The organism is Saccharothrix sp. NBAS 001 (assembly GCF_056640475.1).
On record NZ_CM153251.1, the window covers coordinates 799,862 to 811,326 of the forward strand.

The window sequence follows — 11,465 nt, forward strand, 5'->3', positions numbered from 1 at the left end:
AGGGAACCTCGAATGCACGCGGTGATACTCGCCGGTGGTCAGGGAGTGCGACTACGGCCCTACACCACGGCGTTGCCGAAGCCCTTGGTCCCGATCGGCGAGGAGTACGCGATCCTGGACATCATCCTGCAACAGTTGCGAGCCCACTCGTTCGACCGCGTCACGCTCGCCATCGGCCACCTCGGGTCGCTGATCCGGGCGTTCGTGGGCGACGGCTCGCGCTGGGAGATCGAGGTCGACTACGCGGAGGAGGACAAACCGCTGTCCACGATCGGACCGCTGCTCAACTTCCTGGACCGGCTGCCCGAGCAGTTCCTGGTGATGAACGGCGACGTGCTCACCGATCTGGACTACCTGGCCCTGCTCGCCCACCACATGTCCAGCGGGGCCCCGCTGACCGTGGCCACCTACCGGCGCAAGGTCAAGATCGACTTCGGCACGCTGGAGACCGAGCGCGGCCGGATCGTCCACTTCGTGGAGAAGCCGGAGCTGTCCTACGGGGTCAGCATGGGCGTCTACGCGATGTCGCGGGCGACGCTCGAACCGTACCCGGCGGACGTCCCGTTCGGGCTCGACGACCTCGTGCTCGACCTGCTGGAGCGCGAAGCGGCCCCGGCCGCGTTCGAGTTCGACGGCTACTGGCTCGACATCGGCCGTCCGGACGACTACGACGAGGCCAACAGATGCTTCGGGGAGGTGCGCTCGGTGCTGCTGCCCGGGGTGCGGGACAAGACCCCGCTCGGAGCCGTGTCGTGACCCTGCGCAAGGTGCTGCTGTTCGGCGCGTCCGGTTACCTCGGCCGGGAAGTGGCCGGTGCCCTGTCCTCGCATCCTGACGGCGCGGCGGTCGTCAGGGTCGGGCGGTCGGCCCCGGACGCGGTCGGCTGGGCGCGGCACGACCTGGTGACCGGCGGTCCCGGCGAACTCGCCGACCTGCTGACCACCACCGCGCCGGACGTGGTGGTCAACTGCGTCGGTCTGCTCGACGGGACCCTCGCGGACCTGGTGGCGGCGAACGTGACCGCCACCGCCCGCCTGCTCGACGCGATCCCGGCCGCGGCACCGTCCGCGCGCCTGGTCGTGCTCGGGTCGGCGGCGGAGTACGGCGTCGTGCCCGAGGGCGTGGCGGTCACCGAGGACACGCCCGCGAACCCGGTCGCGGCTTACGGCATCACCAAACTGGCGGGCACGAGCCTCGTGCGCGCCGCGGTCACCGCGGGCAAGGTCGACGCCGTGGTGCTCCGGGTGTTCAACCCGATCGGCGCGGGACTGCCGGACGGGACCGTCCTGGGCCGGGCGGCCACCGCCGTCCGGTCGGCGCTGGAGGTGCCCGGCCGGGAGATCCGGCTCGGTCCGCTCGGGGCCTTCCGGGACTTCGTGGACGTGCGGGACGTGGCGGACGCGGTCGCCAAGGCCGCGTTGTCGGCGTCCCGGCCCGATCCGGTGCTCAACGTCGGCAGCGGGGTGGCCGTCCCGGTCCGGGAGGCGGTCGGCCTGCTCGCCGAGGCCGCCGGGTTCACCGGCCGGATCGTCGAATCGGATCCGGTGCCCGCCCGTTCCGGTGCGGTGAACTGGATCGCGGCCGACCTCACCCGCGCCCGGCTGAGCCTGGACTGGTCGCCGCGCCGGGACCTGCGGACCTCGGTCCGCGACCTCTGGGCCTCGGCCGGCTGAGGCGCGCGGGCGGTTGGAACGGTTGCGCGAGCCCCCGTTCCAACCGCCCGCGGTTCACGCCGAGTGGTCCTGGTACCACGAGAAGGTCCGGCGGACCCCTTCCTCCAGGGACACCACCGGCTCGAAGCCGGTCAGCTCCCGCAGCAGCGCCAGGTCCGGGCACCGGCGCCGCACCGAACCCGGCGGCGCGGGCACCCGGTCCAGCGCCGGGTCGTGCCCGGCGATCTTGAGCACCAGCTCGGTCAGCTCGCCGATGTTGGTCTCCACCGAGTCGTTGCCGATGTGCACGATCCGGCCCACGGCCCGCTCGGAGCCCATCAGCCGCACCATGGCCTCGACCGCGTCGTCCACGTGGCAGAACGCCCGGAACTGGTCGGAGCCGTAGACCCGGAACGGGTCCTCGCGCCGGATCGCCCGCACGCACAGCTCCGGGATCACGTGGTCGGTGCCCATCCGCGGGCCGTACACGTTGTGGAACCGGCCCACCACCGCCGGGAACCCCTTGGCCCGCGCGGTGTGCACCACCGCCGCCTCGCCGAGCATCTTGCTGATGCCGTAGGCGAACCGGGGCGCGGTGACGTCCTCCACCAGCAGCGGCACGTCCTCCGGCGTGGGCACCGGCACGACGCCCCGGGTCACGCCGCCCGCGTACGCCTCGCTGGTCGAGGCGAAGAACAGCTTCTGGTGCGGTTCCAGCCACGCCAACGTGTTCAGCGCGGCCAGGGTGTTGACCCGGACCACCCGCTCCGGGTCGCGCTCGACGTTGCGCACGCCGACGACCGCGGCCAGCAGGTAGACGTGGTCGGCGTCGTGCGGCAGGTCGTCGAACGCGGCCGGGTCGGTCAGGTCGGCCGAGAACACCGGCACGTCCAGCGCGGCCAGGTCCGGGTCGTCGCGCCCGCGCGAGAAGTCGTCGACGATGCCGACCTCGTGGCCGTCGGCGAGCAGCCGGCGGGCCAGGTGCAGGCCGATGAAGCCCGCACCGCCCAGGATCAGCGCCTTCACCGCGCGTTCCGCTCGTAGCCCAGGCCCGCGTAGCGCACGCCGTGCCCGGTCACCCGGTCGCCGTCGAGCACCCGCCACGAGTCGTAGACGAGCTGGACGTTGGAGCCCGGCAGCACCGCGTCCACGTCCAGCTCCCGGTACTGCGGGTGGTCGGTGATCACCAGCACCGCGTCGGCCGCGGCGAACCCGTCGAGCAGGTCGACCGGCTCACCGCCGTACGCCCGGATCACGTCCGGGCCCACCAGCGGGTCGTGGCCGATCACCCGGACGCCCGCGGCCTCGAACACCGGCCGCATCGAGGCGATCGGCGTGCCGCGCATGTCGTCGGTGGGCGGCCAGCCCTTGTAGGCCCAGCCGAGCACGAACAGGGTCTTGCCGCGCGGTTCGTCCAGCAGGTCGACCACCCGGCCGGCGACGTGCACCGGGGTGTCCTCGTTGACCTGCCGGGCCGCCAGGATCAGCGGCGGCGCGTAGCCCGCCTCCGCCGCGGCGGACAGCAGGATGTAGGGGTCCTTGGACAGGCAGCCGCCGCCGACGTAGCCGGGCTTGGCGATGTTGGGCCTCGGGTAGTCCAGGTTGGTCGCCCGGATGACCTCCAGCGGGTCCAGCCCGAACTGCTCGGTCAGCCTGGCCACCTCGTTGCCGAACGAGTAGATGACGTCGGTGTGGCAGTTGTTGGTGAGCTTGACCAGTTCCGCGGTCTCCAGGTCGGACACCGGCACGACCTGGCTCGCCAGGCCGCCGAACAGCTCCACGCCCAGCGCCAGGCTCTCCTCGTCGAGCCCGCCCACGACCTGCGGCAGCTCGACCAGTTCGCGCAGCGCCTGGCCCTGGATCGTGCGCTCGGGCGCCATCACCAGGCGGCCCGAGCCCCACGCGTCGACCAGGCGCGGCAGCACGACCGACCGGGTCGCGCCGACCGGGACCGTGCTGCGGACGACCACCAGGGTGTCCGGCGAGCACCGCTTGGCGATGTGCTCGGCGGCGGCGGCCAGGTTGTCCAGGTACGGCTTGTGCCCGGCCTGCTCCACCGGCGTCGAGACGCAGATGACGGCCGCGTCCACGCCGTTGTCGGGCAGTTCCGGCGCGAGGAAGATGCGCTTGCCGACCCACTCGCCGAAGACTTCCTCGACGCCGGGTTCGAAGATGTGCGGGCGGCCCTGCGCCAGCGAGTCCAGCACCGCGGGCTGGCTGTCGACGCCGTGCACCTCGTACCCCTTGCGGGCCAGCGCGGCGGCCAGGGTGAGGCCCACGTAGCCCATTCCGACTATTCCGATCCGCCGCAGCTCGCGCGACCCGTTCGTCACATTCCGCTCCTTGCCTGGTCGGTGTCTTCCACGGTCACTGGCACGGCGTGCTGATCCGGTCCAGCGCGCGCACCGTGACGTATCCCTCGAACCCTTCTTCGCGGTATCTTCGGCAGGCTGTCGCGACGTTCTGCGGATCTGTCGCGTAGTCCACCGCCAACACCGTCTTGCCGGCATCGCGGAGGGCTCGGGTGGCGGCGAGGTTCGTTCCGCAGTAGTCCGCCGAACACGGTTTGTCGGTGGCCTGGAAGAACAACTCCTCCACCCCGATGCCGTCGACCGCGGCGAGGTAGCCGGGGTACTCGGACAACTCCGGTGAGTTCTGCGGGAACACCCGGAAAGAGGGGGTCGCGCGTTTGGCGTACTGGCTGATCCGGGCGATCAGGTCGACCATCCGGCGGCCGAGTTCGGGCCGTTCCAGACCGCCCACCAGGTCGAGGTCGATCTCCTCGTACGCGAGCGGGGTGTCCAGGTAGACGCCGTCGAACCCGGCGCTGAGCGCGCGGTCCAGCCGGGGCCGCACGGCCAGGTTCCACCAGCTCGGTTCCCAGTAGCGGACGAAGTGCTCGCCGGGCCAGCTGGTCCACTCGTTGAGCAGCAGCCCGGCCCGGTCGGCGGCCACCGCCTCGAAGTCCGGCCGGAACGACTCGATCGACCCGATTTCGAAGTAGGCCAGCACGGTTTTTCCGGCGGCGCGCAGCCGGGCGACCTCGTCGGCCGCGAAGTAGGAGTGCCCGGCGTCCCGCGCCAAGTCCACCACGACGAACCGCGAGGAGGTGTCGGCCAATGTGTCCAGCCGTCCGTCGGAGTAATTCTGGAGCTGGTACACGAGTCCGCCGTCCGCCCGTGCCGGCGGGTCCGGTGAATTGCGGTTCTCCGGGGTCGGCCGATCACATCCGACGGCACCGAGGAGCAGTGCGGAGAGCACGACGACGAGGGTTGTCCGAGAAAGGCGGTCCGCCACTCCGTCCACCATACCGGCGTGCGTTCTCCGGGCAATGCGCCGTTGAGGTTAGAAGCTGACCGGTGATGACCGGTCGCCCGGAATATTCGTGTCGACCGGGATTTTCCGGCCGGTTTGCGGGGTGGTTGCCCGATTCCCTACGAATGTCCCTTGTGGAGTCGGGCGTTCACTGCCCGGCGCGCACCGGACCGCGCAGCGTCTTGTTTGGACCATCGTTCGGCGCAAGAAGTCCTCCGACGCCGCACCCGGCGCGCCGCACGGCCGGTGCGGCGCGCCGGGTGCGGCGTCCGGCCGGGCGACGGCGTCGGCCCCGCCGCGCGGTGCCGCGCCCGGTGCGCCGCGCCCGCGCCGGCCCGCAGCGGTATCCGGGATGCCTACGGGATTCCTGCGGGCCGATCACGGATGTGGGCGCGCGCGGGGGAGCGCGACGCTGGCCGCATGAGGACGACTCTTCGCAGGAAGTGGCCATTGGCGGTGCTGGCCGTGGTGGTCGGCCAGTTCGCGGCAGGGGGCGCGGCGGTCGCGCAGGGGGACCGGGGGCTGCGCGGGTTCGAGGTGCAGAGCCTCGACGGCAGCGGCAACAACGTGGCGCACCCCGACTGGGGACGGGCGGGCGGACCGTACCCGAGGGTCGCGCCCGCCCGCTACGCCGACGGGATCGGCGTGCCGGTGGCCGGGCCGAACGCCCGGCGGATCAGCAACCGGGTGTTCGACGACCGCGACCAGAACCTGTTCTCGCCGCGCGGGGTCAGCCAGTGGAGCACGGCGTGGGGGCAGTTCGTCGACCACACCTTCGGCCTGCGGGCCTCCTCGCCGGAGGGCCCGCCGATCCCGTTCGACAACGCCGATCCGATGGAGCGCTTCCGCGACGACTTCGGGATCGTGCCGTTCTCCCGCAGCCGCGCCGCCACCGGCACCGGGATCACCACCCCGCGCGAGCAGCCCAACACCATCGGGTCCTACCTCGACGCCTACGCGGTGTACGGCGGCACGCCGCAGCGCCTGGAGTGGCTGCGGGAGGGGCCGGTCGACGGCGACCCGACCAACAACGGCGCACGCCTGCTCCTGCCCGGCAACCTGCTGCCCCGCCAGGACGCGCGCGGTGACGCGGCCTCCGCGCCGCCGATGGACAGCGCGCTGGGCGCCGGGCCGCGACTGGCCGTGGCCGGTGACGTCCGGGCCAACGAGAACATCTCGCTGCTGGCCGTGCAGACGCTGTTCGCCCGCGAGCACAACCGGATCGTCGCGCTGCTGCCCGAGTGGCTCGGCGAGGAGCAGCGGTTCCAGCTCGCCCGCCGGGTGGTGATCGCGACCCAGCAGCACATCACCTACCAGGAGTTCCTGCCCAGCCTCGGCGTCCGGCTCGCGCCCTACCGGGGCTACGACCCGACCGTGGACGCGGGGCTGGGCAACGAGTTCGCGACGGTCGGCTACCGCGCGCACAGCATGGTCGGCGACGAGATCACCGTCACCGCCGACGCCGCGCGCTACTCCGCCGAGGTGCTCGACGCGCTGCGCGCGGCCGGGGTCCGGGTGGTGCCGCTGGACGACGGGCGGCGGGTCGAGCTGACCGTGCCGTCCTCGATCGTGCTGTTCAACCCGGACCTCGCCGAACGCCTCCAGCTCGGCCCGCTGCTGCAAGGGCTTTCCGCCCGGCCGCAGGCGCGCAACGACGAGCAGGTGGGCGACGTGGTGCGCAGCGTCGAGCTGAGTTCGCCCGACTGCGTCCCGGCGTGCGGCACCATCGTCTTCGACATCGCGGCCATCGACGTGGAACGCGGCCGGGACCACGGGATGCCGTCCTACAACGACCTGCGCCGCGCGTACGGCCTGCCGGCGAAGCCGTCGTTCCGCGCGATCACCGGCGAGGACACCGAATCCTTCCCCGCCGACCCGGAGCTGACGCCGGGCGCGGAGGTCGACGACCCGGACTCGCTGGACTTCGTGCGCCTCTACGACCGGCGCGGCGCGGAACTGCGGCCGGGCAGCGAGGCCGCCCGGACCTCGGCGGTGCGCGGGATCCGTCGCACCGCCACCGCCGCGCGGCTCAAAGCGGTCTACGGCAATGTGTCCACAGTGGACGCTTTCGTGGGGATGATGGCCGAACCGCCGCTGCCCGGCGCGGAGTTCGGCGAGCTGCAGGCGGCGATCTGGAAGCGGCAGTTCGAGGCGTTGCGCGCCGGCGACCGGTTCTTCCACCTGCACGACCCGGTGCTCCCGGTGCTGCGCCAGCGGTTCGGCATCGACTACCGCCGTTCGCTCGGCGACCTGATCGCGCTCGACACCGACGTCCCGCGCCGGCAGTTGCCCGCCAACGTCTTCTTCACCTCCTAGGATCGGGGACGTGCGCAGCCGGTCGTACTGGATGGTCCTGCTGGGGTGCCTCGGTGCGGCCGGCCTGGTGTGGCTCGGGTGGGCGGTGCGCACCACGCCCACCCCGGGCCTGCCGGTGCAGGTCGTGGTGATGCTGGTGGTGGTCGGGCTCGCCGTGGTGCCGTGGGTGGTGCTGGTGTCGACCCGCCTGGCCGACGCCGAGGCCCGGTCGCTGCACAGCCGGGGCGTGCTGATCGCCGCCTGCACGGTCGTGGCCGGGCTGTGGGTCGCGCTGGTCCTGGTCCGGTGGCGGCCGGCGCTCTCCGCCGCCGCGGTGACCGTGTCCGTGCTCGCGGCGGGAGCGTTGCTGCTGGTCGGCGCGGTCGCGCTGCCGTGGCTGTACCTGATGGCCCGCGCGGTGACCCGGGAGCGCGCCGCCCGGGTCCGCGCCGAGCAGCGCACCGAACTGGCCGCGCACCTGCACGACTCGGTGCTCCAGGCGTTGACGCTGATCCAGAAGCGGTCCGACCAGCCCGACGTGCGGCGGCTCGCCCGCGGCACCGAACGCGACCTGCGGGCGTGGCTCTACGGTGGACCCGCGCCCGACCCCGACGACTTCGCGGCGGCCGTGGTCGCGGCGGCGGAGGCCGTCGAGGACCGGTTCACGGTGGCCGTCGAGGTCGTCACGGTCGGCACGTGCCGGCTCGACGAGCGCACCGCCGCCGTGGTCGGCGCGGTGCGCGAGGCGTTGACCAACGCGGCCCGGCACGCGGGCGTGCCGAAGGTCTCGGTGTTCGCCGAGGTGGCCGACGCCGACGTGTTCGTGCTGGTCCGGGACCGGGGGAGGGGTTTCGACCCGACCTCGGGCGCGGGGGCGCACCGGCGCGGGATCGCGGACTCGATCGAACGCCGGGTGCGCCGGCACGGCGGGGTCGCCGCGATCCGCTCCGCGCCCGGCGAGGGGACCGAGGTGGAGCTGCGGCTGTCGGGACAGGGGTGGGGGCGATGACGGTCCGGGTGTTCGTGGTGGACGACCACGCGCTGGTCCGGTCCGGGGTGCGGGCCGAGGTGGGCGGCGCGGTCGACGTGGTCGGCGAGGCCGCCGACGTGGCGTCGGCCGTCGAGGGGATCCGGGCGCTCGAACCCGACGTGGTGCTGCTCGACGTGCACCTGCCCGGCGGTGGCGGGCGGGCCGTGCTGGACGAGGTGGTGCCCACCCACCCCGGCGTGCGGTTCCTCGCGCTGTCGGTGTCCGACGTCGCCGAGGACGTCATCGCGGTGATCCGGGGCGGCGCGCGCGGCTACCTGACCAAGGCCGTGTCCAGCGCCGAGCTGCTGGACGCCGTGCTGCGCGTGGCGGCCGGCGACGCGTGCTTCTCGCCGCGCCTGGCCGGGTTCGTGCTGGACGCCTTCCGGGGCGAGGGGCCGACCGGCACGGACCTGGACCGCCTGACCCGCCGGGAGCGGGACGTGCTGCGCCTGGTCGGGGCCGGGTACACGTACAAGGAGATCGGCGCGCGGCTGTCCATCTCGGCCCGCACGGTCGAAACCCACACCGCCGCCGTCCTGCGCAAGCTCCAGCTCTCGAACCGCCGCGAACTGACCCGCTGGGCGGCCGACCGCCGCCTGGTCTGACCGCCGGACGCGCCCTCCGGCACCTCGGCCTGAAGCGGCCCGGCCACCTTCCGCATCCCCCGTTACCTTTTCGTAGTTCCTGATCATGGAGCTGTGGTCGCCGGGTCCGGTGATATCGAGGGTTCGCCGGCAGGGACACGGCCGTCGGTGGGCGGGTCTGGTCGTCACATAGGTGCCGGCGCTCGACGCCCGACCGGCGACCACCCGGGACGAACGGTCGGCATGGTGGACGGGCAGCGCTGCCGGTCACGGTCGCCCGCGCCGCCGGGCACCGGGTCGCCCACCCGCCCGGCCCGGCCGTGCGCCGCATCGCCGACCCCCGCCCGGCACCACAACACCCGACCGGCCCGACGACCGGCCACCAGGCAGCGCCGCAGATCCCGTCCCGTCACGCCGGACCCGCCGGAATCGCCACGGCCGGCCGCCACCGGCCCACCACGATCACCACCACGCACACACCCGGGACGGGCGACAGACTCCTGACAACCACCCCCGCCACCCCGGAAGAACCTCGACCAACGGCGAGCACCGGCCCGCCCGCACCTGCAACCGCAAGCCCACGCGCGCGTACCTCCCCGCCGCGTCCGCAGCCCTCTCCGACCCCGCCGGCAGGACCCACTACCAGCGCAAACACGACCAGGGCAAGAAACTCGACCCGCGGGGGGAACGGCCGCGTCCGGGCGGACCGCCGACGCGTTGCGGGTGCGCATGCGGTCCCCGTTCGTCCCCCTGGTGAATCGGCTTCGTGCCTTGGGGCAGTCGCGGGGGAGCGCCCCGAAGTGTTTTCCAGCAGCAACTGTTCGCTGCCTGAACAATCCGGTGAACGTCCTCTGTGGACTGATCATGGCGGGTCGGGCGTTGGTGCCGTGTCGCGCAACGGCTCCGCTGCGTGATCGGCCGGTCGCAGATCCTTGTTGTCCGCGACGACGGCCCGTGTTCACGTCCCGTCCAGGGTCCGCTGTGGATGATTCCGGTTGCGCGGCCCCGCGCGGTCGGCGAATGTGGGCAGGTTGACCGAAAACAGGGACCGTCCAGGGACCTCCCGGAGGTAGGCTGGACGACGTTCAGGGCGCTGTAGCCCTTGCCTCGCGCCCGTTTTTCCTCTGGGGGATTTCGCATGACTACCGCAGGTGTGTCCGACGCCGTGTCGTCGCCGCCCGCGCTCAGTCGCGGCGACCGCACCGTGATCGGTGTGCTGCTCGTCGCGACGTTCGTCGTCATCTTGAACGAGACGATCATGGGCGTCGCACTACCGGTGCTGTTGAACGAGCTGAACGTGACGGCCTCGGTCGGCCAGTGGCTCACCGCCGGGTTCCTGCTGACGATGTCGGTGGTCATCCCGATCACCGGCTACCTCATCCAGCGGGTGCCCACGCGGGTGCTCTACGGCGTGGCGATGAGCCTGTTCAGCGCCGGCACGCTGATCGCCGCGCTGGCCCCGGGCTTCGTCGTGCTGCTGGGCGCGCGCGTCGTGCAGGCGTGCGGCACCGCGATCATGGTCCCGCTGCTGATGACGACGGTGATGACGCTCGTGCCGGCGGCCCGGCGCGGCGCGCTGATGGGCAACATCTCGATCGTGATCTCCGTGGCGCCCGCGATCGGCCCGACGGTGTCCGGCGTGGTGCTCGACCTGTTCGGCTGGCGGGCGATGTTCTGGGTGGTGCTGCCGATCTCGCTGGCGACGCTGGTCCTGGGCCTGCGCATGGTGACGCGGGTCGGCGAGACCAGCAGCACCCCGATCGACGTCGTGTCCGTGGTGCTGTCGGTGTTCGGGTTCGGCGGCCTGGTCTACGGGCTGTCCAGCATCGGCCACGCCGGCGGGTCGTCCTCGGCGACGCTGTGGGTGTCGCTGGCGGTGGGCGTGCTGGGCATCGGCCTGTTCGTGTTCCGCCAGATCTCGTTGCAGCGCGACGAGCGGGCGCTGCTGGACCTGCGGACGTTCGCCTTCCGGACGTTCACGCTGAGCAGCGCCCTGATGATGGTGATGATGGCGCTGCTGCTGGGCGTGGCCACGATCCTGCCGATCTACCTCCAGAACGTGCTCAAGCTCGACCCGCTGTCCACCGGCCTGCTGCTGCTGCCCGGCGGTCTGCTGATGGGCCTGCTCGCGCCGTTCGTCGGCCGCTTCTACGACCGGGTGGGCCCGCGCCCGCTGCTGCTCGTCGGCACGGTGGCGACCAGCGGGTCGCTGTGGTTCGCGAGCACGTTCGACGCGGCCACGCCGACCCCGCAGGTGCTGGCGTTCCACCTGGCGCTGAGCCTGGGGCTGGCGTTCGCGTTCACCCCGCTGTTCTCCTCCGGCCTGGGCGCGCTGCCCGCCCGGCTCTACTCGCACGGCAGCGCGATCTTCAGCACCACCCAGCAGTTGGCCGCGGCGGCCGGGGTCGCGCTGCTGGTGAGCGTGATGAGCGCCCGCGCGGCCACCCTGGCGGCGGAGACCGAGCCCGGGGTCGGCGCGGAGATGGGCGGGATGCACCTGGCGTTCCTGCTGGCCGCGATCCTGTCGCTGCTGCCCGTGGCCGGGGCGTTCGCCATCGGCAAGGGCAAGGCCGTCAGCCCCGAGTGACC

General features: G+C 72.6%; 9 protein-coding genes. 6 read left to right on the forward strand and 3 right to left on the reverse strand.

What is annotated here, in order from left to right; translation table 11 throughout:
- The first annotated feature begins 12 nt into the window (after positions 1 to 12).
- On the forward strand, positions 13 to 756 hold the full coding sequence (locus AC0HI0_RS03530) for a nucleotidyltransferase family protein (RefSeq protein ID WP_480930786.1): 744 nt from the start codon (positions 13 to 15) through the stop codon (positions 754 to 756).
- Positions 753 to 1,673 (forward strand): NAD-dependent epimerase/dehydratase family protein, encoded by a 921-nt coding sequence (locus AC0HI0_RS03535; protein ID WP_480930787.1) that lies wholly within the window; start codon positions 753 to 755, stop codon positions 1,671 to 1,673. The genes AC0HI0_RS03530 and AC0HI0_RS03535 overlap by 4 nt, the downstream gene beginning before the upstream one ends.
- A 54-nt stretch (positions 1,674 to 1,727) precedes the next feature.
- Here the strand turns inward: AC0HI0_RS03535 and AC0HI0_RS03540 are convergent, their stop codons facing one another.
- The 3 genes from AC0HI0_RS03540 to AC0HI0_RS03550 are packed head-to-tail and all read right to left on the reverse strand — an operon-like array spanning position 1,728 to position 4,913.
- A complete protein-coding gene (locus AC0HI0_RS03540) occupies positions 1,728 to 2,678 on the reverse strand; it encodes an NAD-dependent epimerase/dehydratase family protein (RefSeq protein WP_480930788.1) in 951 nt (316 codons plus the stop codon).
- Positions 2,675 to 3,985 (reverse strand): nucleotide sugar dehydrogenase, encoded by a 1,311-nt coding sequence (locus AC0HI0_RS03545; RefSeq protein ID WP_480930789.1) that lies wholly within the window; start codon positions 3,983 to 3,985, stop codon positions 2,675 to 2,677. Before AC0HI0_RS03545 ends, AC0HI0_RS03540 begins: the two co-directional genes overlap by 4 nt.
- A gap of 34 nt (positions 3,986 to 4,019) precedes the next feature.
- Positions 4,020 to 4,913, reverse strand: a complete 894-nt coding sequence (locus AC0HI0_RS03550; RefSeq protein ID WP_480930790.1) for a glycoside hydrolase family 191 protein — start codon at positions 4,911 to 4,913, stop codon at positions 4,020 to 4,022.
- Between the two features lie 474 nt (positions 4,914 to 5,387).
- Between AC0HI0_RS03550 and AC0HI0_RS03555 the strand changes: the two genes are divergently transcribed.
- The 4 genes from AC0HI0_RS03555 (at position 5,388) to AC0HI0_RS03570 (ending at position 11,463) form a co-directional block, all read left to right on the forward strand.
- Positions 5,388 to 7,283 (forward strand): peroxidase family protein, encoded by a 1,896-nt coding sequence (locus tag AC0HI0_RS03555; protein ID WP_480930791.1) that lies wholly within the window; start codon positions 5,388 to 5,390, stop codon positions 7,281 to 7,283.
- A 10-nt stretch (positions 7,284 to 7,293) separates the two neighbouring features.
- Positions 7,294 to 8,271, forward strand: coding sequence for a sensor histidine kinase (locus AC0HI0_RS03560; RefSeq protein ID WP_480930792.1), 978 nt, complete (start codon positions 7,294 to 7,296; stop codon positions 8,269 to 8,271).
- Positions 8,268 to 8,897 carry a response regulator gene (locus tag AC0HI0_RS03565; protein ID WP_480930793.1) on the forward strand — a complete coding sequence of 210 codons (630 nt, stop codon included), beginning with the start codon at positions 8,268 to 8,270 and terminating at the stop codon, positions 8,895 to 8,897. The genes AC0HI0_RS03560 and AC0HI0_RS03565 overlap by 4 nt, the downstream gene beginning before the upstream one ends.
- 1,117 nt (positions 8,898 to 10,014) lie before the next feature.
- Positions 10,015 to 11,463 carry a DHA2 family efflux MFS transporter permease subunit gene (locus AC0HI0_RS03570; protein WP_480930794.1) on the forward strand — a complete coding sequence of 483 codons (1,449 nt, stop codon included), beginning with the start codon at positions 10,015 to 10,017 and terminating at the stop codon, positions 11,461 to 11,463.
- Positions 11,464 to 11,465 lie beyond the last annotated feature (2 nt).